26 protein-coding genes are annotated in these 25,600 nt (G+C 65.4%); 8 read left to right on the plus strand and 18 right to left on the minus strand.

All coding sequences use genetic code 11. The annotated features are described in order from the left end of the window. The first annotated feature begins 24 nt into the window (after positions 1 to 24). The gene (locus DM868_RS03505) at positions 25 to 219 is read left to right on the plus strand and encodes a methytransferase partner Trm112 (protein ID WP_137275457.1); all 195 of its coding nucleotides are present in this window, start codon (positions 25 to 27) and stop codon (positions 217 to 219) included. A 46-nt stretch (positions 220 to 265) separates the two neighbouring features. Continuing rightward, on the plus strand, positions 266 to 829 hold the full coding sequence (locus tag DM868_RS03510; RefSeq protein ID WP_137275458.1) for a DUF7524 family protein: 564 nt from the start codon (positions 266 to 268) through the stop codon (positions 827 to 829). Here the strand turns inward: DM868_RS03510 and DM868_RS03515 are convergent. Then, positions 826 to 1,911: a DR2241 family protein gene (locus DM868_RS03515; RefSeq protein ID WP_222845455.1), complete on the minus strand. Its 1,086-nt coding sequence runs from the start codon at positions 1,909 to 1,911 to the stop codon at positions 826 to 828. The genes DM868_RS03510 and DM868_RS03515 overlap by 4 nt on opposite strands. A gap of 1 nt (position 1,912) precedes the next feature. Then, entirely contained in the window at positions 1,913 to 2,803 is an 891-nt protein-coding gene (locus DM868_RS03520; RefSeq protein ID WP_137275460.1) for a CbiX/SirB N-terminal domain-containing protein, read from the minus strand. 110 nt (positions 2,804 to 2,913) lie between these two features. On the opposite strand from DM868_RS03520, the gene DM868_RS03525 reads away from it, so the two are divergent. Together DM868_RS03525 and cysS are read left to right on the plus strand one after the other, a co-directional pair. Next, entirely contained in the window at positions 2,914 to 3,405 is a 492-nt protein-coding gene (locus DM868_RS03525) for a DUF7523 family protein (protein WP_137275461.1), read from the plus strand. A 38-nt stretch (positions 3,406 to 3,443) separates the two neighbouring features. Then, positions 3,444 to 4,937, plus strand: coding sequence for a cysteine--tRNA ligase (cysS, locus tag DM868_RS03530; RefSeq protein WP_137275462.1), 1,494 nt, complete (start codon positions 3,444 to 3,446; stop codon positions 4,935 to 4,937). Positions 4,938 to 4,951: 14 nt separating this feature from the next. Here the strand turns inward: cysS and DM868_RS03535 are convergent, their stop codons facing one another. After that, positions 4,952 to 6,175: a tripartite tricarboxylate transporter permease gene (locus DM868_RS03535; RefSeq protein ID WP_137275463.1), complete on the minus strand. Its 1,224-nt coding sequence runs from the start codon at positions 6,173 to 6,175 to the stop codon at positions 4,952 to 4,954. Positions 6,176 to 6,336: 161 nt separating this feature from the next. Between DM868_RS03535 and DM868_RS03540 the strand changes: the two genes are divergently transcribed. Continuing rightward, entirely contained in the window at positions 6,337 to 6,966 is a 630-nt protein-coding gene (locus tag DM868_RS03540) for a class I SAM-dependent methyltransferase (protein WP_137275464.1), read from the plus strand. A 71-nt stretch (positions 6,967 to 7,037) separates the two neighbouring features. Here the strand turns inward: DM868_RS03540 and DM868_RS03545 are convergent, their stop codons facing one another. From DM868_RS03545 to DM868_RS03605, 13 genes are all read right to left on the minus strand, one after another. Further along, a complete protein-coding gene (locus tag DM868_RS03545; protein WP_137275465.1) occupies positions 7,038 to 7,460 on the minus strand; it encodes a CBS domain-containing protein in 423 nt (140 codons plus the stop codon). A gap of 187 nt (positions 7,461 to 7,647) precedes the next feature. After that, positions 7,648 to 8,886 carry an MgtC/SapB family protein gene (locus DM868_RS03550; protein ID WP_137275466.1) on the minus strand — a complete coding sequence of 413 codons (1,239 nt, stop codon included), beginning with the start codon at positions 8,884 to 8,886 and terminating at the stop codon, positions 7,648 to 7,650. Positions 8,887 to 9,026: 140 nt separating this feature from the next. Further along, entirely contained in the window at positions 9,027 to 10,598 is a 1,572-nt protein-coding gene (locus tag DM868_RS03555; RefSeq protein WP_137275467.1) for an ABC1 kinase family protein, read from the minus strand. 236 nt (positions 10,599 to 10,834) lie between these two features. Next, positions 10,835 to 11,170: a 50S ribosomal protein P1 gene (gene rpl12p / locus DM868_RS03560; RefSeq protein WP_137275468.1), complete on the minus strand. Its 336-nt coding sequence runs from the start codon at positions 11,168 to 11,170 to the stop codon at positions 10,835 to 10,837. Positions 11,171 to 11,176: 6 nt separating this feature from the next. Continuing rightward, the gene (locus DM868_RS03565; protein WP_137275469.1) at positions 11,177 to 12,220 is read right to left on the minus strand and encodes a 50S ribosomal protein L10; all 1,044 of its coding nucleotides are present in this window, start codon (positions 12,218 to 12,220) and stop codon (positions 11,177 to 11,179) included. Next, on the minus strand, positions 12,217 to 12,855 hold the full coding sequence (locus DM868_RS03570; protein ID WP_137275470.1) for a 50S ribosomal protein L1: 639 nt from the start codon (positions 12,853 to 12,855) through the stop codon (positions 12,217 to 12,219). Before DM868_RS03570 ends, DM868_RS03565 begins: the two co-directional genes overlap by 4 nt. A gap of 132 nt (positions 12,856 to 12,987) precedes the next feature. Continuing rightward, positions 12,988 to 13,794: an ATPase gene (locus DM868_RS03575; RefSeq protein ID WP_137275471.1), complete on the minus strand. Its 807-nt coding sequence runs from the start codon at positions 13,792 to 13,794 to the stop codon at positions 12,988 to 12,990. Next, positions 13,791 to 14,054 (minus strand): DUF5827 family protein, encoded by a 264-nt coding sequence (locus DM868_RS03580; protein WP_137275472.1) that lies wholly within the window; start codon positions 14,052 to 14,054, stop codon positions 13,791 to 13,793. Before DM868_RS03580 ends, DM868_RS03575 begins: the two co-directional genes overlap by 4 nt. A 73-nt stretch (positions 14,055 to 14,127) precedes the next feature. Then, positions 14,128 to 17,166 (minus strand): FAD-binding and (Fe-S)-binding domain-containing protein, encoded by a 3,039-nt coding sequence (locus tag DM868_RS03585; protein WP_222845456.1) that lies wholly within the window; start codon positions 17,164 to 17,166, stop codon positions 14,128 to 14,130. A 69-nt stretch (positions 17,167 to 17,235) separates the two neighbouring features. Further along, positions 17,236 to 17,511 carry a hypothetical protein gene (locus tag DM868_RS03590; protein ID WP_137275473.1) on the minus strand — a complete coding sequence of 92 codons (276 nt, stop codon included), beginning with the start codon at positions 17,509 to 17,511 and terminating at the stop codon, positions 17,236 to 17,238. A gap of 100 nt (positions 17,512 to 17,611) precedes the next feature. Continuing rightward, a complete protein-coding gene (locus tag DM868_RS03595; RefSeq protein ID WP_137275474.1) occupies positions 17,612 to 18,613 on the minus strand; it encodes an NAD(P)/FAD-dependent oxidoreductase in 1,002 nt (333 codons plus the stop codon). Continuing rightward, entirely contained in the window at positions 18,614 to 18,958 is a 345-nt protein-coding gene (gene trxA / locus DM868_RS03600; RefSeq protein ID WP_137275475.1) for a thioredoxin, read from the minus strand. A gap of 112 nt (positions 18,959 to 19,070) precedes the next feature. Then, positions 19,071 to 19,919, minus strand: coding sequence for a universal stress protein (locus DM868_RS03605; RefSeq protein WP_137275476.1), 849 nt, complete (start codon positions 19,917 to 19,919; stop codon positions 19,071 to 19,073). 230 nt (positions 19,920 to 20,149) lie between these two features. Between DM868_RS03605 and DM868_RS15020 the strand changes: the two genes are divergently transcribed. Both DM868_RS15020 and DM868_RS03610 read left to right on the plus strand, forming a co-directional pair. After that, complete coding sequence (locus tag DM868_RS15020; protein WP_170964418.1) at positions 20,150 to 20,317, plus strand: DUF7512 family protein; 168 nt, start codon at positions 20,150 to 20,152, stop codon at positions 20,315 to 20,317. Further along, the gene (locus tag DM868_RS03610; protein WP_137275477.1) at positions 20,304 to 21,350 is read left to right on the plus strand and encodes a sulfite exporter TauE/SafE family protein; all 1,047 of its coding nucleotides are present in this window, start codon (positions 20,304 to 20,306) and stop codon (positions 21,348 to 21,350) included. Before DM868_RS15020 ends, DM868_RS03610 begins: the two co-directional genes overlap by 14 nt. 9 nt (positions 21,351 to 21,359) lie before the next feature. Here the strand turns inward: DM868_RS03610 and DM868_RS03615 are convergent, their stop codons facing one another. After that, positions 21,360 to 24,212, minus strand: coding sequence for a DEAD/DEAH box helicase (locus DM868_RS03615; RefSeq protein WP_137275478.1), 2,853 nt, complete (start codon positions 24,210 to 24,212; stop codon positions 21,360 to 21,362). A gap of 164 nt (positions 24,213 to 24,376) precedes the next feature. Between DM868_RS03615 and DM868_RS03620 the strand changes: the two genes are divergently transcribed. Beyond that, a complete protein-coding gene (locus tag DM868_RS03620; protein WP_137275479.1) occupies positions 24,377 to 25,231 on the plus strand; it encodes a translation initiation factor eIF-2B in 855 nt (284 codons plus the stop codon). Positions 25,232 to 25,238: 7 nt separating this feature from the next. On the opposite strand, the gene DM868_RS03625 is transcribed toward DM868_RS03620, so the two are convergent. Further along, positions 25,239 to 25,559 (minus strand): hypothetical protein, encoded by a 321-nt coding sequence (locus DM868_RS03625; RefSeq protein ID WP_137275480.1) that lies wholly within the window; start codon positions 25,557 to 25,559, stop codon positions 25,239 to 25,241. Between the last annotated feature and the right edge of the window lie 41 nt (positions 25,560 to 25,600).

Raw genomic sequence — 25,600 nt, forward strand, 5'->3', positions numbered from 1 at the left:
ATCGCCGCCGCCGGAGACGTGGGTATGAAGGAGACGCTTTTGGACATTCTGTGCTGCCCCCTGGACAAGGCCGAACTCGAACTCGAAGTCATCCGCGAGGACGACGAAGAGATCCTCGAGGGGCGGCTCATCTGCACCGAGTGCGGCGAGGAGTACCCGATCGAGGACGGCATCCCGAATCTCCTCCCGCCGGACATGCGCGACGAGGCGACGGCGTAGGAAACGACCAGTACACTTTTTAAACTCACCGGGAGTGTGTGACCACGTGACGGATTCGCTCGCCGTCGCGGTCAACCGTGACGGGCTACACACGCTCGCCGTCCCGACGGAGTTCGAAGCCAGCGGCCCGTTCGCCGTCAGGGTACACAACCACGGCGAGGCGGCACACGTCCATCTCAACCTCGACGACCGACTCTCGGAGATCGCCCGGATCGGGGCGACGAACCACTACGTCGAAGCCGGTGAGAGCCGCAGTATAACTGTCGAGACGAGAGAGCCGTCTAGATGGCCCAGCGATACGATCCGCGGCAAGCTCAAAGTCGTCGTCGGTCACGGCCAGGAGACGCACTACGTGGACGTGACGGTCGACCGGACGGCCGCGAACGGAACGGTCCGCGTCGATCCAGAACTCGGCAAACCGAACCGCGACTCAGAGCCGGAGCTACCGCCGTTGGCCAAACTCGTCCCGGTCGTCGCGCTCGGCAGCGTCGCGCTCGTCCTCGCCGTCGGCGCGGTGTTCACCGGCGGCGGCATCGACGTCGTCATCGGGGGATTGTCGATCGTCGCCGCCGCCTGTTGTGCGGCGGCCGCGTACTACCTGCTCGGTTAGTCCTCGCCGGTCGGAACGCCGCACAGCCGCCCCTCCTCGTCGAATCGCTTCGCTCGGAGGAACCTCGTCCGGTAGCGATTGGCACCCTCGTAGATGTCCGCCTCGCGGATATCGTCTGCCTCGCCGTCGGCGACCGCGTCGATGATCGCCTCGATCTGCGCTTTCTCGCTCGGCGTCAGATCGAACTCGTAGGTCCGCTCCCGTTCGGCCTCGAGCTGCGTCCACTTGCGCGCCGCGGTGACGACGAGCGAACACGGTTCGCGGCAGGGGAACTGCCCGTCGCCACCGTCGACCGCGAGATCGGTGTCGTCGTCGTACTGCCACTCGCGGCGCTTGAGACACTGACTGTCCGCACAGCAGGCTTCGGCGACCCACTCGACGTGTTCGTGGCCCTCGCCGCGGTCCCAGGTCTTGATCACGCCGTAGATGCCGCTTTGTCGTTCCATCGTCTCGCGCCAGTTACTCACATCCAACTCCCCCCGCCGTTCGAGATACCAGTTGGCGATCGTCGCGGGGTAGACGTACTCGACGGTCTCGGCGAGCGAGCGACCATCGAGGTCGACGAACGCCCACCCAGTGGGCAGCGTTGGCGCGGTTTTCAGCGGCCGGTATCGCCCCCGATCGTCGGTTTTGATGAGTTCTCGTGCGTCGAGCGGATCGGTCAACACGTCGAGCGACTCCGGTCGCCGGTCGCCGTCGGCCTCATTTCGGACGGTGTAGGTTCGGTTCCCATCCGACGCGAGGCCGATATCGATCCGGAGTTGCCCCCACGACGCGACGACTGCGCCGTCGGCGAACGTCTCGTAACGCGCCGGGACGGAACGTTCGTCCGCCCCCTCGAGATGTCTGAGAAACGCCCGCTCGGTGTCCGGCCGGTCGGTTCGGTTCCAGACGTGCCAGTTCGAGACGAACCACGGGTTCTCCGACGCGATCGTCCGAAGTTCGGGTTCAGAGAGCCCGGTGTGTGTCGCATCCGGCGTCTCGAATCGATAGCCGTCGGCCTCGCGCTCGACGATCAAGCCGTCGCACGCGACGCCCGACTCGGCGGCCATCACCAGGGCATCGAGTTGTTCGTCGTTCACGTCAGTCACCCGCCCCCGCTTCGGTGTCGGGCGTCGCCTCGCCGGTCCGACGGCGGACGTCCTCGATCGCGCTTCCGACGTCCGCCCCGGCGTCGGCCGCCCGCTCGATGACGACGTCGGCGGTCAGCGCCTCGGTGCCGACCGCGCCGGCGTACCAGATCCGGTGGCCGTCGACCTCGGCTGGCGTCTCCCAGCCGGTCCGGTAGTCGTCGGTCAGCCCCATATCCTCGGGGATGTCCTCCTGGGTGTGGTAGCCGTCGGCCACGAACAGCGGGACGACGACGACGTCCGTCGTCTCGAAGAACTCGGTCACATCGTCGATCTCGGGATCCTCGTCCATGAACAGCGCCTTCACTTCCTCGAAGCGATCCATATCCGCGATCCGGTCGGCGTGGAGGTGGACCGCTTTCGCGGAGTTCTCGTTGCGCTCGGTGCCGTGCCCGACGACCGCCAGCGCGAAGCCGGGGCCGACGTCCGGATCACCGGTCACACTCTCGGCGCGCCGGACGATCACGTCGCTCATCGCGTCGTGGGTGCCGACTGGCCCGCAGTAGTGGACCGTCTTGCCGACGTCCGTCGCCTCGAAGGTGGCGTGGGTCGCGCTCGTGCCGTCGGAGTCCCACTCGTCGAGGTCCCACCCGTCGAGCCGGAGTTCGCGGGGGATCACCTCCTCGGTGAAGTAGCCCTCCGAGATGAAAAGCGGGACGACGTACACCTCGTCGCTCTCGACCGTTCGAAGCACCTCGCGAAAGGACGGCTCCTCCTTCCAAAAGCCCGTCCGTACCTCGTCGAAGACGCCGGTCTCCCGAATCGTGTCGGCGTGATCGTACGTCGGGGTACTCGCGTCGGGGTTCAGATGGGATCCGTGGGCGACGATAACGAGCGCTTGCATGCGTTATGAGTGGGCGAGGACGGCCTTAGGGCCTTCGGGAAATTCCGACGACTGCAGCCCGTCCCACGTGCGACCGACACTCCCTTCAACGCCGCGAGCGAGGCCTCGATATGACCGTCGCCGCCGAGACGCGGGCCGCCGTCCGCGAACACCCGTTCTTACACACTGCACTCAGAGCGAACATCGTCAACTACACCGCCGCGGCGCGATTTCTCGGCGTCGGCGATATCGAAGCCGTCGCGGCTGCCCTCCGTCGGTACGCGGAGGAACTCGACGCGCTCGAACGAACGACGCGACGCGTCAGCGTCTCGATGAAATCCGGGGTCGAGAGCGTCGACGAGGACAGCGGTGAGGAAGCGAACGGCGGGTTGCTGTCGATCGGCGATCGGACCTTCGTCGATGACGGCGGCGATCTGACGGCGATCGTCGCGGTCGGTAAGGTCGAACTCCCAGACCTCGAAGTGGTGTTGGGTCGCCTTCGAACGGCCGAAATCAACGCTATCGCGGCCGCCGGCACCGACGGCCACGTCGCAGTCGTCGTCGAGCGGCGGGCGGGACCGGACGCCGTCCGCCTCGTCGAGGACGCACTTTCGAACCCGTAAGCGACGCATTGAAACCGACGCCGAGCGAGGCTCCGACAATGACGCTCCGTCTGTCGAACACGCTCTCGGGCGAACGTGAGGCGTTCGAACCGGCCGACCCCGACGACGTTCTCCTCTACTACTGCGGCCTGACGGTGTCGGATTACGCCCACCTCGGCCACGCTCGGACGTGGGTCCACGTCGACGTGATCCACCGCTGGCTCGAACACCTCGGCTACGGCGTCCGACACGTCGAGAACATCACCGACGTGAACGAGAAGATCGTCGCTCGCATCGGCGAGCGCCGCGACGGCGAAACGTTCGGCAACGACGAATCGGCCGTCGCTCGCACGTTCATCGGGCAGTTGCTCGCGGACATGCGATCGCTCAATCTCGAGCGCGCCGAGGTGTACCCCCGCGTCTCCGAGCACATTCCCGAGATCATCGAGCTCATAGAGACGCTCGAAGACCGCGGGTACGCCTACGAGTCGAACGGCTCCGTCTACTTCGACGTGACGGAGTTCCCCAACTACGGGAAGCTCTCGAACCAGTCGATCGAGGACGTCGAGGCCCAAGGCATCGAGGAAGAGCGCTCCGAGAAGCGCCACCCGTCCGATTTCGCCCTGTGGAAGGCCGACGGCGTCTCCGAGAGCGCGGTCGCCGAGCACCGACGTGACGACCGCGAGTACGACTGCGACGCGCCCGAGGGCGAGACCTGGGACTCGCCGTGGGGCGAAGGTCGCCCGGGGTGGCACATCGAGTGTTCGGCGATGTCGATGACGCACCTCGACAGTTCGATCGACATCCACATGGGCGGCCGCGATCTCGTCTTCCCGCACCACGAAAACGAGATCGCTCAGAGCGAGGCGGCGACCGGCGAGCGGTTCGCCCGGTACTGGCTGCACGCCGATCTCTTCCAGATGGGTGACGAGAAGATGTCCTCGAGCCTCGGGAACTTCATCCCCGTCGGCGAGGCCGTCGAGCGCTTCGGCGTCAACCCGCTCCGGATGTTCTTCGTTTCAGCCTCGTACAACTCGACGCAGACCTACAGCGAGGCCGCGATCGAGGAGGCGCTCGAACGGTGGGACAGACTCGAGACGGCCTACGACCGGATCGTCGCCGCGGCCGACGGCCCCGACGCCCGAACGAAGGTCAAATCGCCACTCTGCGAGGCCGTCGACGAGGCGCGAGCGGCGTTCACCGACGCGATGAACGACGATTTCAACACGCGAAAGGCGCTGGCGGCGCTGTTCGATCTCGCCGCCGCGGCGAACCGCCACCTCGACGAGGCCGACGAGTACGACTACCGTGGGCTCCGGCGATCGATCGAGGCGTTCGAGGCGTTCGGCGGGGACGTCCTCGGCTTCGATTTCGACGGGGGCGCGGAGGGAGAGGCGACGCTCGCGGGTGAACTCGTCGAATTGGTGCTCGAACTCAGAGCGCGCGAGCGCGAGCAGGGCAACTACGACCGTGCCGACGACCTCCGCGACGATCTCGAAGCCCTCGGCGTCGAGGTCCAAGACACCGACGACGGCCCGACGTATCGGCTCTGATCGTCGCAGAGACGTCACCCGACGATGATCGGCCCGATGAGCACCCCCATGAGGTTCGCTCGTCGGGCGCGAAACCGCGCCGGGACGAGCCCGACGACAGTCGCGGCGGCGTACGCACCGACGCCGACACCCCCCGCGAACAGAAACGAAATGCCGGCGAGCGCACAAAGCAGCGCCACGGACAGGCTGGTGGGATCCAATCGACCGACTGCGACGAGATACCGGTCACCGAGCGTTACGACGCCCAGAAGCCCGGCGCTCGCTCCGATCACGACTGCGGCGAGCAGATGGGGAATCGACAGCGGCACCGACGCAGATTCGAGGGCGACGAGCACGCCGGTTCGCGGCGATCCGAGCGCGACGAGCGCGAAGAGGGCGAAGATGGTGTTGGCCGTATTGACGCCCGATGTCGCGACGATAAAGCCCCTCGCGCCGTAGCGCCCCGGAACCGCGAGGAGCGCGAGCGTCGCCGCAACGGCGCTCGACACCGCTGGGACGTACCCCACGATCGCGCCGGCGACTGTGCCAAGCCCCGACAGCCCGAACACGCTCCGTTTCGAGGCGGTGATTCCGGCCCCGTCTTGCGGCGGGACGCCGTCGCCGCCGATCGCGTCGATGAGCACCGGCGCGCCGAACAGCCCGGCGAAAAGCGGCGCGAGCATCCCGCCGGCCGCGAGCGGCGCCTCCGGGGAGATATCGAGCGTTCCGATCCCCAACAGCGCGCTCAACGCGAACGAGACGGCACCGACGACCTTGGACGCGACGCCGCGTTCGGTCGCGATCAGCGTCAGGGCGACGCACCCGAGGACGAGCGGCAGATTCGCTCGAAGCGTCGGCCAGAGCCGAACCATCGCGCGGGTGATCGGGATCGCGAGCGGGGCTGCGAGGGCGACCGCCGCGGCGCTACCCAGTGCCGACAGCCGCAACGCTTCCCGACCGCGACCCTCCAACACGAGCCGATGTCCCGGCAGCGCCGCGACCGCCATCGCCGGATCGGGCACGCCGAGCGCGAGCGTCGGGACGATCTCGAGGAACGTGTGGACGACGCCGGCCGCGAGCATCGCCATCCCGACGTACAGCGGCGGTCCCGGAATCGACGGCGCGACGCCAGCTAACAGCAGCGCCATGTTGTTCGCGTGCAGGCCAGGCACGAGTCCGCTGATCGCCCCGAGCGCGACGCCGCCAGCGACGAAACAAAGCGCAACTGCGGTCGCCGCCGGGGCCAATGTCACCTCCATCGAAGGGAAGTGGCCGCGTCGTGGTATATAAACCGTGGCGACGACGAGCCGTGCTAACTGATGTGGATGGGTGAAACGCGACACACGGACGGGGGCTCCGCGAACGTTCGCGACTGCGCGGCCGCCAGTACTCGTAAGGGCCTGTCGATCCAAAGACCACCATGCCGAAATCACAGCCGTTCGAGCGATACACCGAACGATACGAGGGGTGGTTCGACGCGCACGAGGCGGCCTACCGATCGGAGGTCGAGGCGCTCGAGCGACTGATCCCACGGCCGGGGATCGGAATCGAGATCGGCGTCGGGAGCGGCCGGTTCGCCGCCCCGCTCGGAATGCAGGTCGGACTCGACCCGGCGATTGGCATGCTTTCGTTGGCTCGCAAACGCGATATCGAAGTCGTCAGAGGGGTCGCCGAACGCCTCCCGTTCGACGACGGGACGTTCGACACGGCGCTGATCGTCACGACGATCTGTTTCGTCGACGATATCCCCCAGACGCTGGCCGAGGCGCGACGGATCCTGCGTCCGAGTGGCGAGCTCGTCATCGGATACATCGACAGGGACAGCCCCGTCGGTCGGATGTACCAAGAAGAGCAGTCGGAAAGCCCGTTTTATCGGGACGCCGTGTTCGTCTCGACCGACGAACTGGTCGAGGCGCTCGAAACGGCGGGGTTCTCGGCGTTCGAGTTCGTGCAGACGATCTACCACCGGCCGGACGAGACCGACGAACCCGAGCCGATCGACTCGGGGTACGGCGAGGGCTCCTTCGTCGGGATCAAAGCGTCCCGCTGACACCCCGACGGGCATCCGCAATACGCCACGGGAAAATCGAGGCGGCGGCCCGCCACGCGCGGGTGCGACCGCTAGTATTCGGGTCGTTGTGCTCGAATAACCGACGCCAGCTGCTGAGTTTCGTCCGAGAGGAGTTCGGTCAGGTCGTCGGCAGTGATGATCCCCACGAGTTCGTTAGTCTCGTCGCAAACGGGCAGGCGACGCACGCCGTTTTCGCTCATCATCTGTGCAGCCTCGTAAAAACCCGTGTCTGGGCCGACAGCACACAGGTCCGTCGACATGACGTCGTTGGCGGTCTGGTCGTCAGGGTTCACCTCTTCGGCGAGTACGCGAGTCGTCAGATCGCGATCGGTGACGATCCCGGCCGGACTGTTCTCGTTCTCGATGACCACACTTCCCACGTTTTCGTCTCGCATCTGCTGGGCGAGCTCCGAAACCGGTGTCTCGGGGGTCGATCGGATGACGTCTTCTCGGGCAAGATCTTGAATCGGCATTGCTGTTGCCTCCACGTCAGAGTTCGGTACGTGAGCACAAGTACCGTAAGGGTCCTTCTCAGCAACTTAGAACGTCTTACCACGCACCGTGGGGCGAGATGAAAATGCTGGGTGACGTCGTTCAGCCCCCGAGCCGCTGAATGACCGACATGCGCCGTGAGGCCACGTCCGCGGTCGTGACGGTTGATCAGAGGGCGACGGCGGCGACGCCGAGGGCCGAAACGGCCCCGAGGGAGACCGTCACTCGCCGGCCGAGCGCCGCGGTTCCCAACAGCCACGCGAGTCCGATCTTCGTGAGCGTGTTCGCGATGGCGCCGATGACGATACCCGTGGTCGCGACCGAGGCGGATATCTCGCCGTCGGCCTCGAGCGTGCTCAGCGTGAGCGTGATCGCGTCCACGTCGGCCAGCCCCGAGAGGAATGCCGTCGCGTAGACCCCCGAAACGCCGAACCACGAGTGAGCCGATTGGGACACCAAGAGGACGATCGCGAAGACGGCGCCGAAAAACAGCGCCGGGCGGAGTCGGAACGGATTCTCGAGATTGGCCTCGGTTCCCGAGTCTGTCTGTGAGTCCCAGTACGCGACCGCCGAGACGAGAACTCCGAGACCGGTCATCGCCCCGAGCGGGACGAGGAGTCGAGGGAGCAGCGAGGGGTTGACGACGGCGACCTCGACGAGCGCTCGAGGGAACATAGCGATCGACGCGACGACGATCGAGAACGTCCCGATCCCGTAGAGATCGGGGCTCTCTCGCGTCCGTCCGGCCATCGAGACGGTCGTCGCGGTCGAGGAGACGAACCCACCGAGAATGCCGGTCAGAGCGATCCCACGTTTGGCGCCGACGACCCGACTCAAGATGTAGGCGACGAAGCTCAGTCCCGTGACGAATCCGACCATGATCCAGATGAATCGCGGATTGAGCCCGTACAGGACTTCCAGTTCGCGATCCGGCAGGAGCGGTAGAACGACCACGACGACGAGGATGAACTTCATCGAGGCGCGGCGTTCGCGCTCGTCGATCCGGTCGACCAGCCGATGAATCGTCGGCTTCGCGGACAGGAGTACCGTAACGATCCCACCGACGATGATGGCGACGAGCGTTCCGCGCTCCGAGGCGACCGTGAGCGCTCCGAGGAGAACGGTGAGCACGGCAGCGACCACCGTTGTGAGTCCGATATCGCCTTCCGTCAGGACCTTCGCGATGTACGCGACCGTCAGCGGGATCGCGGTGACGAGCAGCGCCGAGGCGAGCAGTCCGGGAAAGAACGCCTGTACGATGGCGCCGATTAGGGCGAGAAGCGGAAACGTGCGACTGCCCGCAAACGTTCCGCCGGACTCCGCCTGTTCTCGTTCCAGTCCGATGAGCGCCCCGATGCCGACGGCGACGAGGAGACGAATGAAGAGTGAGCCGACGATCTCGACCATCCCACCTCGTGGGTACTCCACATCCAGTTGTCAAGCTTCGGGTGAAATTGGGCGGATCTGGGCGGTCCGGACACGCGCCGTCTCGGGGGGCGAGAGCGGTGTACGCCAGTGACCCTCGCGACCGTGGTACGCGAGCCCCGTCACGTCGACGTTCGGCGACGGGCGAGGTAGACGATGAGAAACGCGATGGCGGCGAGGAGGACGGGGATCTCGTAGGGGCGATCGTGGAACGCCAAAATAGCGGCCGTGACGAGAGTCGACCCGGCGAGGACCGCATATCCCAGGTTTCGATCGCCGACTCCAGTTTCGACGGTGGGGTCGGCTCGAAGCGTCAACTCGCCGCGTTCGAGGCGGGAGAGCGTCCGGTCGACGCGCGTCGGAAGCCGAACGAGAGCGGGAAACGATTGCTGCACGTCTGCCCAGGTCGCTTCGAGGATCGCATCGAGCTCGCTCTCGAGAAAACCGTATTCGATGAGGAACGAGCGAACGACCGCGAGGAAGTCAAATTCCGGATCGAGTTGCCGGCAGACGCCCTCCCCGACGGTTCCGACCCTGATGAGTAACATCACGTCCGGCGGGATGCGAAACGGGAACGCCCGGAGCCTCGTCGTCAGCTCGGTGATGATAGTCCGCCAGGTGATCTCCGCTCGTCCCTCGAGGTTCTCGATGACGAGTTCGAGTACCCGGCTGACTTTGGCACGGTTTACGTGCGGTTCGAGAACGTCGAGGGCGATGAGCGCGTCGGTCATTCCATCGACGTCGCGGCGAACGAGCGCCCGGTAGAGCCCGGCGATGTTCTCTTGGACGGTGGCCGTGATGCATTCGCTCATACCGAAGTCGAAGAGTAGGAGGCGACCGTCGTCGGTGACCGCGAGGTTGCCGGGATGGGGGTCTGCATGGAAGACACCATCGACGAGACCCATCCGTAAGTACACTTCGAGGATTCGGGTCGCTATCTCGTGTGGCGTGACGTCGAGGTCGTCGAACGCGTCCTCGTCGGTGACCTTTCGGCCGGTCAGATACTCCATCGCCAACACTCGCTCCGAGGACAGCCGCTCGTAGGTGTCCGGAATGACGACTCGGTCGTCGGCGGCGAGATTCGCTCCGATTTCGTCCATGATCCGTCGCTCCCGGTCGAAGTCCAGCTCGTTCGAGATGATCTCCTCGAAGTCGTCGGCAGCGTTCCGGACCGAATACTGCTGGCGTTCGGCCGCAAAGAGACCGACCAGCGGAATCAGCCCACGAACGACCCGGAGGTCGCGCTCGATGAGGGGTTTCAGGCCCGGACGGCGTACCTTCAGCGCGATTCGCTCCTCTCGGTAGCGGGCGGTATAGACGTACGCGAGCGACCCACCGGCGATCGGGTCGAGTGTCGACGGGTCGAGTTCGGTGCCGAGCTCGTTCGCGACGATCTGCTTGGGATCTCCCCCCGCGTCTTCGGGGATCTCGTCTTGGAGCGTTTGAAACACCTCGGCGTAGATCGGCGGGACGATGTCGGGGCGCGTCGAGAGCACCTGTCCGATCTTGATGAACGTCGGGCCGAGTTCGAGCATCGTGTCGCGGATCCGTTCGGCCCTCCGTCGGTGTTCCCCGTCGGAGACGTTCCGTCTGGGGCCGAACAGTACGTATCGTCGGCGATCCCTGAGAAACGCGAGCGAAAAGGGGAGAAACCGCAGGCAAACGACCAGATACCGGCGAATCAATCCACTCATGTTATGCGGGAGAGTCAACGGGGGCACCGTCTACCGTCGATACGTACAGTACGAACGCGTGCCATATGTACGTTCACACGCTATCGTATCGCACATATAGCCATTCACCGCCGTACGATTTCAGTACCGTCGGGGGTTCTCAACAAATGAAACTCGGAGGCGTCCTCGGCTCTCCGGCCGGGACCGAAGCCGCGCCGCTACGCGCTCGAAATAAAATAAAACGTCGAGTGCCGCGTTTAGCCGAACAGCTCGCCGAGACCTTCGCCGCCGTCGTCGTCTTCCTCTTCGTCTTCTTCCTCAGCGTCGGCTTCCTCAGCCTCCTCTTCGGCCTCGGCCTCTGCGTCGCCGTCGTCGGCACCGCCCGCGGCGGCACCGCCGGCACCCGCGGCCGGAACCGCGGCGGCCGTCTCGATGGCCTCCTCGATGTCGACGTCCTCTAGCGCGGCGACGAGCGCCTTGACGCGGGATTCTTCGACGTCGACGCCGGCGGCTTCGAGCACGCCGGTCAGGTTGTCTTCGTTGATCTCTTCGTCAGTTTCGTGCAGGATGAGTGCTGCGTAAACGTATTCCATTGGTAGTTACCCGAACATGTTACCGAGCGCATCGCCGCCGTCGTCGGCGTCGTCCTCGGCGTCGTCTTCTTCAGTCGATTCGTCTGCTGCGTCGGCATCGCCGTCTTCGTCCGCGTCGTCATCGTCGTCGGCCGGCTCCGCCGCGGGAGCGGCGGCCTCGACGCCGCGGAGTTCCTCAGGCAACGCCTCTTCGTCGTCGATCGCGGCCGCGAGCGCGCGAACTTGCGCGTCGGCCTTCGAGACGAGATCGTCGGCCAGGTCGGGGCTTTCGATCGCCGCCGACAGACCGACGGACTTCGCCTCGCCGGCCGCCTTCGCGAGCATCGCCGGCGCGGTTCGCGTCGTCGGATACTCGGCATTGATAGAGAGGTTGCGTGCGGCGCTGGATGCGGACTGGAGGTCCGCGACGTACTCGTCGACGTCGATGTCGAGCTCCTCCGGCGAGAACAGCACGCCTTCGGAGAACACGCCACGGAGGTCGAGTCCGACCTCTTTGGGTTCGATACCGAGTTCGCTGAGGACGTTCGCGAGATCGGCCGAAACCTCCTCGCCGGCCGAGAGCACCGTCGAGTCCTCGACGACCTTGATCGACCCGCCGTCGATCCGAGCGTTCGCTCCGACCGTCTGGAGTTCGCCGACGAACGGCCCCGGATCGACGCCAGTGTCGCCTTCCGGAATGACGATGTCGTTCGGCGTGACCTCCCCGGCGTTGATCGGGGCGGGGGTCTTCGAGGCTTCGAGCTGTTGGTAGAGCCCGAACGGGTTGTCGTTCGTGCCGATCAACCCGATCTGTCCCTCGACGTGTTCGACGAGGTCTTCGAGCCCGTCGACGTTCTCGAGCGCTCGCACGATCAGGGTGTTCCTCGAGACGCGCAGGGCCGCAGTGCCGTGAAGTTCACGGCGCATGTCCTGCAACTGGCGGCTCGGAATCCCCGTGATGTCGACGATGCCGATCGATCCATAGGTCTCGAGGAACTCGACGATCGAGTCGATCTCCTCGCGTTTCCACTGTGGGATCGTCTCGGTCTTGCGTTCCGCCTCGGCGCTCATGCGGGCACCTCCACCGCCGGACCCATCGTCGTCTTCACGTACACCGTATCGATGTTCTGGGGGCCCTTCTCGAGGTCCGTGAACAGTCGGCGCAGGATGACGTCGATGTTGGTGGCGATATCGTCAGCGTTCATGTCCTCGGCGCCGACGCGCGTGTGGAACGTGCGTCGCTCGCCGGAGCGGACCTGAACGGTGTTCTTCATCCGGTTGACCGTCTCGACGACGTCGTCGTCGGGTTGCAGCGGGGTCGGCATCTTCCCCCGGGGACCGAGCACGGTCCCGAGGTAGCGACCGATGTTCTGCATCATGTTGGCCTCCGCGATGAAGAAGTCCGTCTCGTCGGCTAGATCTTTCGCCGCGTTATCGTCGTCTCCGAGGTCTTCGAGGTCGTCGCTGTCGAGTACTTCGTCTGCGACGTCCTCGGCTCGGAGGGCGGTTTCGCCCTCCGCGAAGACAACGATACGCGTGTCCTGGCCCGTACCCGATGGTAGGACGATGCTCTCGTCCACCCGGTTGTTGGGGTCTGCTAGGTCAATGTCGCGCAGGTTGATAGCGAGGTCCACCGTCTCGCGGAAGTTCCGCTCGGGTGCATCGCTTAGTGCGCGGGATACTGCGTCCTCTATCGAATCTGCCATCGTTCACCTCCGTAGTTGGAGCCTTACGAGCTACTACGGCGTGAAACAGGCTACGCCTGTCTCGTTCGCAGCGACGGGAATGAGCTACTTAAGAGCGTCGAACCGGGCCGCGGCGTGCCCGTCGCCTCACCGTCAGACCGACGCGAGAAGTGCATCGTAGGCGTCTTGGTACGCGTCGGCGATGACGGTCCGATCGTCCCGTTCCTCACTCGACAGCGCCGGCAACGTGACCGACGCCTCCGGGTCGAGAAGCCCGACGACCGACTCGACACGCTCCTCCAGTCTGCCCTCGTGGGCGCTGCCGCTCGCCACGTCGCAGGCCTTCGCGTACCGCCCGCCGTCGTATATCCGGCATCGACGCGGCTCGACGACCGCGACGGCGTCCGGGACGAACGCCGAGAGCGGGCGGGCGATGTCCGCGTAGGACTCGACGATCGCGCCGTCGCGCGTTTCGATCTCCTCGGCGAGCGCACCGAGTGCGGGCGCGTGACAATCGGCCATTAGCTCGTTGAGCTCGGACAGCGACCCCACGTTGGGTGCCGAGTCGAGCGGAAACGCCCGTTCGGCCGCCGGCGGGATCTCCGTCTGCCCGTTGACGACGTACGTGTCGTCCGAATCACGCGTCACGCGATCGAACAGAAAACGTCGGCCGTCGCGGCCCAAGATCCCCTTTCCCCGACCGGGCGTGGGGAGCCAGAGTCGGTGAACGGGGTTGATCGCCTCGGGGCGCACGTCACCGTTCGCCGCCGCGATCTTCTTCGCGTCCTTGCCGTAGAGTCGCCCCTCGTCGACGGCGCGCCGGTAGTCGCCCTGATCGTACCAGTAGCCGTTCCCGGCGCGCGGTTTGTAGCCGCGGACCCCCGTCCGCTCGATCAGCCCCGTGGTGAACGTCGTCTTGCCGGCGTCGACCTCCGCGCTACCGGCGACGAGCAGTTTCATCGGAGGCCGTAGTACCCCGGTTCGTCGTCGGCCTCGGGTTCGGCGAACACGAACGACTCGCTGTGGTCGAGCATCCACGGGATCGCCCAATCGAGGAGGATATCCTCCGTCGCGGGGTCGAGATCGGTGCCGGGGGCGAGCCCCTGTAACAGGCGGGCGATCTCGTAGACGGTGTACAACTGCTCGGCGTCGAGTACCTCCTCGGGGTCGCGAAACTCGAACTCGCGGAGGTCGTCGAACTCCTCGCGTGGTCTGGGCATACCGTCGGGTAGGCGTCGATCGGGCTAAAAGCGTGGCGTCTCGGGGCAAAGGCCGACGCGAATCTCGAGCCGATCAGGCCAGCGCTTCGTGGAGCTTCTCGACGGGGTGGGCGGGGCGTTCGCCCTCGAAGTCGTCGTCGGACAGCTGGGATCGACAGGACGCACCGGGGGCGACGACCTCGCTCCCGGGGCTCTCACGAACTTTCTCGTTGAGGATCTCGCCGATCGCTTTTGAGAGTTCGTAGTGTTCGTCCTCGTAGCCGAACGAGCCGGCCATTCCGCAACACGAGGAGTCGAGCGCGTCGACCTCGTAGCCGGCCGCCGACAGCGCGGCTGCGGCGTGGTGGTCGCGATTGAGCGCCTTCTGATTACAGTGGCCGTGATACGTCAGATACTCACCGGGGGCATCGAACTCGACGTCGTCGGTGACCCGATAGGTGTTGAGGTACTCGCAGACGCCGTAGGCGGCGACGGCGAGGTCCTCGACGCGGTCGTCCGAGAGCAGATCGACGTACTCGTCTTGGAACATCACGGCGTCGGAGGGCTCGACGAAGAGCACGGACCAGCCGTCCTCGACATAGGGCAGCAGCGCGTCGAGGTTCGTTTGGGCGCGCTCCTCCGCTTCGTCAAGCAGCCCCATCGAGAAGGCCGCCCGCCCGCTCGCGGCGACCTCGTTCTTGTCGGCGACGCGAACGTGGACGTTGGCGGCTTCGAGCAGTTCGACCGCGGCCTTGCCAGGGGCCGGATAGTTGTAGTTCGTGTAGGTGTCGGGAAAGAGGAGGACGGTATCCTCGGCGTCGGCCTCGGCGACCTGTGGCCCGCGGGATTCGAACCAGCCGACGAGCGTCTCGTTCGAGAAGGTCGGGAGGTCGCGCTCCGGCGCGATCCCGAGCACCTTCTCGGCAATCAGGTCGGAGCCGGGGAGGCGCTGCGCCCAGTTCGAGACCGGGGCGAGCGCGCTGCCGACCGCGTTGACGCGGTCGACGTTGCCGAACAGCTTCGATCGGAGGCTCGTCCCCTCCTCTTCGTGATATTTGTGCTTGACCTCGGCTTTCAGCTTCGCGAAATCGACGCCGGTCGGGCAGTCCGACTTACACCCCTTACAGCCGACGCAGAGGTCGAGCACTTCCTTCTGGAAGCGGTCGGAGTAGATCTCGTCCTCCGGGAGCTCGCCGCTGATAGCCGCACGCAGCGTGTTCGCGCGGCCGCGGGTCGCTTGGACCTCCTCGCGCGAAGCGCGGAACGTCGGACACATCGTGTTCTCGTCGGTCTGTCGGCAGGTCCCACAGCCGTTGCAGAGTTCGACGAGGTGCGAGAAGCCGCCCTCTTCGGAGAAGTCCAGTTTCGTCTGCGGCTCCAGGGATTGGTAATTCGGTCCGTAACGGAGGTTCTCGCGCATGTCAGCGCCGACGCCGCGGTCGTTGTCAGGGCCGACATCCTCGGGGCTGTCGCGGTAGACGACGTTTCCGGGATGCATGAACCACTCGGGGTCGAACGCCGTCTTGACCCGCTTGAACGCGTTCCAGAGGTCCTCGCCGTACATCTTCGGGTTGAACTCGGTTCGGGCCATCCCGTCGCCGTGTTCGCCGGAGAACGCGCCGTGGTGTTTCAACACCAGATCAGTCACGTCGTCGGTGATCGAGTGCATCTTCTCGATGCCCTCCTCCTCCTTGAGATTCAGTATGGGTCGGATGTGCAGCGTTCCGCTTCCCGCGTGGGCGAAGTACGCCGCCGACGTGTCGTGATCCTCCAGCACCTCCTCGAAGCCGACGACGTACTCCGCTAACTCCTCCGGCGGCACCGTCGCGTCCTCGATGAATGGGTACGGCTTGGGATCGCCCTGCAGCCCCATCAACAGCGGAATCGCGGCCTTCCGGAGCGACCAGATGTCCGTTTGGTCCTCGTCGGTGTACGCTTCGAGGACGTCGAAGGCGTCGCCGTCCTCGACGAAGTGGGCGTTCGTCGTCTCGACCGCCGCCTCGAAGTCGTCGTGCAGCTCGGAGTCGTATTCGAGCATGAGCGCCGCCGCCGTCCCCTCGGGGATCGGCTCGGCGTACTTGCTGTAGCCGTCGGACTCGGCGGCCAGCCGGAACACCTCGTCGTCCATCAGCTCGACGGCGCTGACGTCGAACTCGAGCGCCTCCGGGACGGCTTTCATGGCGTCGACAAGGTCCTCGAAGAAGTACAGCGCGAGCGCCGTCTCCTCTGGGACGGTCACGAGCCCAACAGTCGCCTCGACGATGACGCCGAGGGTCCCCTCGCTGCCGACGTAGAGCTTCGAGAGATTGATGACCGTCTCGCCGTCGTCGTTCTCGTAGATGACGCGGTCGAGATTGTAGCCGCTGACCCGCCGTTTGAGTTCGGGATAGCGGGCCTCGATCGCCGCTTCGTTCTCCTCTATGAGCCCGCGGACGGTCTCGTAGATCTCGGCCTCGCAGTCGTCTTTCGAGACGATCTCGTCGTACTCGTCGCCGTCGAGGACGATCTCGCGGGCGTGCAACAGCGAGCCGTCGGGGAGGATGGCTTTCACTTCCTCGGTGTAGGCGTCCGTGATTCCGTACCGGACGGAGTGCGCACCGGTGGAGTTGTTCCCGATCCCGCCACCGACGGTCGAGCGGTTCGAGGAGGCCGGATCGGGGGCGAACTTCAGCCCCACGTCGGCGAGTTCGTCCTCAAGGTCGTCCTGGACGATTCCCGGCTGGATTCGCGCTCGCTGTGCCTCGGCGTCGATCTCGAGCAGCCCGTCCATGTGTCGGGACATGTCGAGGACGACACAGCCCGGTCCGACGGTCTGGCCCGCGAGCGACGACCCCGCACCGCGCGGGAGAATCGGCGTCTCGTGCTCGATGGCGATCTCGACGGCCGCGCGGACGTCGTCGATATCCGTCGGGTAGACGACGCCCGCCGGCCGCGCCTGGTAGATGCTCCCGTCTGTCGCGTACAGGATCTGCGCGTACTCGTCGAATCGGACGGCACCGGAGACGGCCGCCTCGAGATCCGACGCGAGATCGACGTACGCCGAGACGGTCTTCCCCGGCACTCGCTCGAACGGCGACGGGTCGCCCGGCGGATCCGCCGGTCGAGCCATCGGTTCTTGATTGTCGGCACCCATACAAGCCAAGGCGACCGAAGCCGCATAAATACCGTTGCTTCACCCGAAATTACGCCGCCTTCCCGGCCGTTACAGTGTCTCGTCCGGATCGTACTTTTCAGCCATTCTGGCCGCCTCATCGGCGTATCGCTGGCGCGTCTCGGGCTCATCGACGTCCCCGAGGTTCGACGTGTCGACATCGAGGCTCGCCGGCGTCGTCCTCGAATCGCCGGTGAAACTCGTCAGCGCCCGCTCCTTCCGGAAGTATCGGCGGCCGTCGAGCGTCGCGTACGTGAGGATGATGAGGTTCTGTTCGTCGTCGGAGTACGTCCGTTCGACCATCCAAACCCGAGTCGTCTCCGTCATAGGCGACCTCCGGTGGCGTCGAAAACCGGATCCACGTCGGCAGCCGTCGGGGTAGAGTTGAGGTACGTTGGTTCGTGAAGTGCGGGCACGTCCTCGGGCGTCATGCGAGGAGTTGGGGTTCGTGGGTCAGTTCGTCCAGATACGCTTCGGCGTCGAGCGCCGCCATCGAGCCGGTTCCGGCCGCCGTAATGGCTTGTTGGTACCGCGAATCGGCGACGTCGCCTGCGGCGAACACGCCGTCGACCGCCGTCGCGGTGGTTCGCGGATCGGTTCGCACGTATCCGTTCTCGCCAAGGTCGACAGGGGTGTCGACGAGGAAACCGGTGTTCGGCTCGTGGCCGATCCCGTAGAAGACTCCCTGCACGTCGAGTTGCTCGACTTCGACGTGCTCGTCGCCCTCGGCGCGGCGTCGGACGGGGTGTCCGTCTGGATGGGAGACGAGCGTGACGCCCGTGACACCCGCCGATTGCGAGCCATGGATTTCGGCGAGCTCAGCGTTCCACCGGAACTCGATATCGTCGTGCTCCGCGGCGCGTCGAGCCAGGATCTCCGAGGCCCGAAGCTCGTCTCTGCGGTGGACGACGGTCACGCTGTCGGCGAACTTGGTGAGGAAGATTGCCTCCTCCATCGCGGCGTCCCCGCCGCCGACCACGGCCACGTCGTGATCGCGGTGGAACGCGCCGTCGCAGGTCGCACACGTCGAGAGTCCGTATCCCATGAGGTCGTCCTCGCCCGGGACACCGAGCGTGCGGGCGCTCGCGCCGGTCGCGAGGACGACGGCGCGCGTCGGTATCGTCTCGCCGTTCGAGAGCGACAGCCGAAACGGCCGGTCCTCGAGGTCGGCGTCGACCACCGAAGCGTGTTCGAACGACGCCCCGAACGACTCGGCCTGCTCGCGCCCGTGCCGGACCAGTTCGTGACCGCCGACGCCGTTGGGGAATCCGAGGTAGTTCTCGACGCCGGTCGTCAGCGTGAGCTGGCCCCCCGGCTCGTCGCCGGTCAACACGAGCGGATCGAGATCGGCGCGAGCGGCGTAGATCGCTGCCGACTGACCGGCGACGCCGGAGCCGACGATCACGATGTCGCGGGTGTCGGCGGACATTTACGCCGCGTATCCCCCGATCAGGTCAGAGAGCTGGTCGGCCGACTGCACGCCGACGATCCGTTCGACGTTCTCGCCGTCCGCAAAGAGGAGCAGTGTGGGAATTCCCTGGACACCGTACTGGGATGCCAACCCCTGCAATCGGTCGACGTCGACCTTGACGACGGCGGCGTCGGTGTCGTTCGCGATCGACTCGATCGTTGGCTCCATCATCCGGCACGGGCCGCACCAGTCCGCGTAGAAGTCGACGAGGACGACGTCGTAGCTCGAGACGGCATCGTCGAGGCCGTCCGCATCGGTCAGCTGAATCGGTTCGGTCGGGACGGCTTCTGCGTTGGAACTCATACGGTATTGGGTAGGGATCGCGAGCGTATAATAGTTTTGGATATCTCACACAATACTATGCAATACGTCGCAGCGGTGGAGGCGGACGCAGCGTCCGGAGAGGAATGCCGCCTCAGGCCCTCGACGGGGGAACGAGCAACACGTTCGCGTCCGCCTCCGCGACGATCTGCTCGGAAACGCTTCCCAAGAGGAGTCGGCGCATCCGGCTCTGGCCGCGCGACCCGACGAGCGTTATCGTCGGCGAGTGGGCGGCTTCCGACCGGAGGATCTCACCGGCCGGATCACCCTCGCGAACGTCGATCTCGGTTTCGATGCCCCACTCCTCGAGCGTCTCGGCTCGTTCCCGCAACCGATCCATCGCCGAGGGGTGTTCCGCCGCCGTCAGCTCAGGGTCCTTCGGCGTTCTGACGTGCACGAGCGTCGCGCGACGCGTCGCGTGTCGAAGATACGTGAACGCCTCGAAGGCGCGTGACGCGTTCTCTGAGAAGTCAGTCGCGTACAGGACATGTCGAAAGAGGTGTTTCCGGACGGGGGCGAGATCCTCGTCACCACGCTCGATGCGGTTGACGACGAGCGGGACGACCGTCGTCCGCGCCAGGTTCCGGGCGGTCGAGCCGATGACGCGATTTTCCAGCGGGCTCTTCCCGCGAGAGCCGACGACGACGAGGTCTGCGACGATCGCCTCGGCGATCCCGTTGATCCGCCGGTGCGGCGTCCCCCGGACGACGTGCGTCTCGACTTCGAATCCGGCCCGCGTGATCACGTCGCAGTATCGGTCGAGCGCCGCCCCTCGCCGACTCTCGAAATCGATGCCCGGCATCCCCGCGTGTACGTTCGACGAGACGACAGTCACGAGGTGGATCTCGTCGACGCCGATGCGGCCGAGGCAGTCCAGACACGTCTGATTTTGAATCGCCACCTCGCTGGCCGCCGAAAGGTCGGTCGCACAGAGCGCTCGCATGACCGAAGTTTGGGCGCTCGCGACATAGTGATTTCTCTCTAGAGAGCGACGCGAAAATGCGATGTCGACCGATAACTTATGCAGAAGTTACCTATGGCGAGACAGGGGTTACGGGAATATAGTATTGTACGATATAGACACAACCGTTATATTCCCCCAGCGGGTACGATATATTGAGCGAAAATGGATCAACTCCAAACAACCGAACGGACGAATCGGACGGGGGAACGATGGCAGGACTAGAAGTACCGACGTGGGACCCAGAGACTGCGCTCCTAATAGGGACCATCCTGATCGAGGCGGTCGTCCTCTACGTCGGGTACGCCGGCCTCGAACGGTTGGTCGGTCCGCAACTGATGAACGTCCTCGTTGGGGGTGACAGCGATGCTGGACAGTAGCCTCGCTGCCATCGGCGGGTCACCCGAACTGCTGGCGCTCTTCGTCGGCTTCGGGCTGGTCGTCGGCATCCTGTTCGGCTTCTTCGGGATGGGCGGCTCCTTTCTCGTCACGCCCGCTCTCTTGATGATGGGCTATCCGGCCCGCGTCGCGGTCGGAAGCGGGATGGCGTTCGTCTTCGGGACGGCTGTCATCGCCACCCTGAAACACCACGACCTCGGGCAGGTCGACTACAAACTCGGCGCGATCATGATTGCCGGGACGACCCTCGGGATCGAGGTCGGGCGCGCGAGCGTCTTCTACCTCGAATCGATCGGGCTTGCCGGCGGTGTCATCAGCGTCGCGTACGTGGTACTGCTCGGCGGAATCGGTCTGCTGGTCACCAAGGAGGCGCTCAAAGGCGGCGGGGGTGGAATCGATCACGACGCAGCCGACGCGGACATCAGCGATTACGAGGTCCCCGACATCGCAAAGCGGATTCAACAGACGGTCCGAATCCCGCCGATGGTGACGCTCCGCGGCGACGTTCGGGTTTCGCTGTGGGTCATCACGACCGTGGCGTTCCTGACCGGACTGCTGTCGGGATTCCTCGGCGTCGGCGGCGGGTTCATCCGCATGCCCGCGATGATCTACGCGATCGGCGTGCCGGTTCCCGTCGCCGTTGGGACGGACCTCTTCGAGATCGTCTTCTCGGGCGGGATCGGGAGTTATCTGTACGGACAGGGCGGCGGCGTCGATCTCTCGATCGTCGCCCCGCTGTTGTTCGGCAGCGCGCTCGGGGCCCGCATCGGGTCGGCCGCGACCGCGGTCGTCGACGCCGACGGCATCAAGATCTACTTCGGCGGGATGCTGTTGGTCGGCTCGATCGCGGTCGGGATCGGTGAGGTCGGCACGTACATCGGCAGCGAGCTGCTGGAGATGGCCGGGCTGATCATGGTCATCGGAGCCGCCGTCATTGTTGCCGCGGCGATCCTCTACACCTCGGTGCTGTCACTCCGAGCGAAGCACAGTCGACACGCCTCTGCGGCCGAGTGACCGAGAAACTCAATCCCAAAACGATTTCGTTCGGGCGTACTGGCGTTCGCGCTCGATAATGTCGCGGTAGAAATCCATCTCGTTCTCGCGGTGGTTGTTGATGATCAAAGCGGCGTTTCGGGGGCCGACACCCCGCGCCGCAAGCGCGATCACCGCCTTCTTGCCGTGGCTCTGGACCAAACTCGCGGCCTTGTACGCTCGCTCGGTCTGCTTTCGCTGCTCGTCGTCCTTCTCACGTTCGTCGGTCCGAACGGATTGCAGCACTTCATCGGCCCACGGGTTCAGCGCCGCGATCCGCGTCGAGCCGCAGTTCGGACACTCCGGTTTCTCCGGAACGCGATCGACGGTCTGCCTTCGATCCCACTCGTCGCAGTGCAAACACGCCAGCAGCACGCGATCCTCCATGATCCGCTCTTTGACCGTCTCGACGACGGATGCGTCGGCGTGCTCCGGCGAGAGCAGCTCCTTACCCGACGAACGGCCGGCTCGACCCAAAGCTGTCCGTTCGCCAACCGTCTGGAGGTCGATGCCGCCCACCTGAACCCGTCGGAGCACCCGGCTTGCGCCGTCCACGTCGAGCTGTTCGTGCAGGACGACCCGGACCGATTCGTCGTAGATCGGCGTGTCTTCGAGCGCTTTGAGCAGCCGATCCTTCCCGAACCGGTTCTGGCTCGACCCCTTCCCCTTCCAGCGTTTCAGCGCGCCGAACTTCGCGGCGACCTGCGCCAGCGTGAACTTCAGCGCGTCGGCGTTCTTCAGACTCAACTCGACGAGCGTCGGGACGTGATCGGGATCGGTCGTCTCCAGTATCTCGACGACGTCGCCGATGGTGATTCCCGGGGGAACTTCGAGTTCGATCCGGTATGGGTCGACGTCCATCGCGACCGAGGAGCCGGTCCGCTGCCCGATGAGCGCCGACAGCAGTCGCCCCAACGTCTCGTTGATCGTGTGTCCGAACGCGGCATTGATGACGATCTCGCGACCGAACCCCTCGACGACGACCCGGCGGTCGGAGGGAACCGGCCCTTCATGCGCTTCGACCGGGGCGAGCGCCTCGCTTGCGGTGTGCTCGTCCGTCGGGAACCGATCCGCGAGCGCTCGGGCGACGTGCGCACGCCCCACCCCGTCGTCGAACCGGGCTCTGGCCTCCGCTCGCGTCCGCCCGACGTGTTGGGCCACGTCGCAGGGGACCGGGATCTCTTGACCGACCCACGACGGGACCTCGCCCGTCGGATCGCCGACCGGCGAGACCAACACTTCCTCCGTTTCGTCGTCGATCTCCGTGATCCGCCACATCTCCCCGCGCTGGACGAACGTCTCGCCCGGCGCGGCGAAGGTGACGACGAACCGCTCGGCGAGCGTGCCGACGGAGTCCCCCGAGGCCATATCCTTGACCACGTAGTTGGCCTCGTCGGGGATCATCGAGAGGTTCGCATAGAAGTACTGCCACGTCCCGCCGGATTTCTCGATCCGATCGGCATCCTCGTCGAGCCAGAGGAGTCGATTGCCGGAGAGCTCCCGAACGACCGCCTTGAACTGCGCTTCGGAAAGGTCTCGAAACGGATACGCCTGCGTGACGATGTCGTACGCGCGGGCGGCGGACAGTTCGCCGAACCCCATGAGCAGCCCCGGGATCTGGTTCGCGACCGTGTCGAGGCTCGCGTGGTGGATGCCGGCCGATTCGACCTCACCACGCTCGGCTCGATCGACGATGGCGAGCGTCTCGAAGGCATCGTCGGGTGTCGTCGCGATGATCGTTCCCGAGGAGATCTCGTCACGACGGTGGCCAGCGCGCCCGATGCGCTGCAGGAGCCGCCTGACCTCTCGGGGGCTCGAATACTGGACGACGTGGTCGATTCGTCCGACGTCGATCCCGAGCTCCATCGAGGAGGTACACAGCAGCGCGTCCAGCTCGCCCGTCTTGAATCGGTCCTCGACGTCGATTCGGGCGGCCTTCGACAGCGAGCCGTGGTGGATCCCGACGTCGGTGCCGTATGACTTCAGCCGCGAGCCGAGCCCCTCGGCGGTCTGCCGCGTGTTGACGAACACGAGCGTCGAGTCGTGCGCCGCGACGAGCTCGTCGACGGCCCGGACGTGGCTCGCGACCTCCGCGTCGGTCAGCAGTTCGCCGGCGGCCTTCCGATCCGCCGAGGTGATCTCCGGCGTCAGCACCGACACGTCGATGTTCGACCCCGCCTCGACCTCGACGATCCGACAGCCCCGATCGCCGGTCAGGAATCGCCCGACCTCCTCGGGATCGCCGACCGTCGCGGAGAGGCCGATCCGCTGGAACGATCCGGCGTGTTCGCGGAGGTGTTCGAGCCCGATCGTGAGCTGTGCGCCCCGCTTCGAGGCGGCGAGTTCGTGGACCTCGTCGATCACGACGTGTTCGACGTCGGCGATCGCCCGGCGGAGCTTCTTGCCGGTGAACGTCGCCTGCAGCGTCTCCGGCGTCGTCACGAGCACGTCCGGCGGATCGTCGGCCTGCTTTTGCCGTTGGTAATCGGTGGTGTCGCCGTGTCGGACCGCGACCTCGATCCCGAGCGTCTCGTCCCACCAGTCGAGTCGTTCGCGCATGTCTCGGTTCAGCGCCCGAAGCGGCGTGATGTAGAGCGCCTGTATCCCGTGTCGTGGCTCGCGGCTGCGGATCGCCGAGAAGACGGGCAACATCGCCGTCTCGGTCTTTCCGGAACCGGTCGGGGCAATGATCAGCCCGTGATCGCCGTCGGCCAACTGCGGGATTGCCTTTCGTTGTGGCTCCGTCGGCGTGGTGAAACCCCGTTCGGAGAGCGCCGCGCGAACGTCGGCGTGGAGGTACGAAAACGCGTCCATCTCATCGGCCGCTGCGACCCCATCGGTCATCGACTGTCGTAGCGTCGCCAACGGAATAAACGGCTCGTTCGGACCCGAGACGCCCGGCCCTTACCGGAGACGGATGCGAGTGGGATTCAGATAGCGCACGTTCATGCGGCAGACGCGTGAGACGTGCCCGAAGGCATATGCCGCCGCCGGCCGATTTTACCGGCATGATCGACGAAACGGTCGACGAAATACGAGAGATGCAGACGCACTCGTCGTCGGTTGTCGCAGTCAAGGCGGCCGAGGCGCTGCGCGAGCTGTTGGATCGGGACTTCGCGACCGTCGAGGAGTACGTCCGCTCGCTGAGTCGGAACTCGAGCGCCCTTCGACGCGCCCAGCCATCCCACGCATCACTACACAACACCCAGCGAGAGATCGTCTCGAGGGTCGAAGACGGGGCGTTCGAGACTATCGAGGCGGCGAAGACCGAGACCGAGTCGGCGATCGAGGCCGTCGTCGAGTCGGTCGAAACCGCCAAACACGGCGCGGCGGCGAACGCAGTCGAGTTCCTCCCCGACGGGGCGACGGTGTTGACGCACGACTACTCCTCGACGGTCGTCGAAGCGATCGAACTCGCTGCTCGCGAGGGCCACCACCTCGACGTGTACGTCACGGAGGCTCGCCCGCGATATCTCGGCCGGAAAACAGCTCGAACGCTCGCCGAGATCGATCGCGTCGACACCACGCTCATCGTCGACGGGGCCGCGGGCCACTATCTCGACGATTGCGATCGGGTCCTCCTCGGCATGTCATCGATCGTCGACGACGAGCTGTACAACCGGGTCGGAACGTTGCCGATCGCGGCGACGGCGGCCGAGTTCGCCGTCCCAGTGTCGGTCGTGGGCGCGAGCGAAAAGCGGATCGAGGACGGGTTCATCTTCGAGAACGAGTTCCGATCCTCCTCGGAGGTGATGCGCGAACCGGCGGAGGGGTTCGACATCGGCAATCCGGCCTACGACACAACGCCGCTCCACCTGCTCGATGCGGTGATAACGGAGTCGGGGATCGAACGGATCGAGTAACCACCTCTCATCGAGCGTCGTCGTCAGCGTCGCCGACGTCGTCGCGCTCACTGTGAGTGGGACCATCGAGCCCGATATCGTCGGCTTTCGACTCGTGGATCTCGAATCCGCCGACGAACGTGGTCGAGTTTGGGGACTCAGTGCGCGCCTCGCGCTCGAAGAGATACGCGAAGAACCCGAACAGCGGGACGAAAAACGAGACAGCCGCCCATTTCCTCGGAGACATTCCGTGGGTCGGTGCATCGACGTAGGCGTACCCGGTCATCACACAGAGCCAAAAGAGCGGGATCCCGATCAGGACGACGGGACCGACGAGCGAGAACTCCATACCGATAGTTCAGGTGCCATCATAATAAACGCTGACGCCAC

The organism is Natronomonas salsuginis (assembly GCF_005239135.1).
Classification (GTDB): domain Archaea; phylum Halobacteriota; class Halobacteria; order Halobacteriales; family Haloarculaceae; genus Natronomonas; species Natronomonas salsuginis.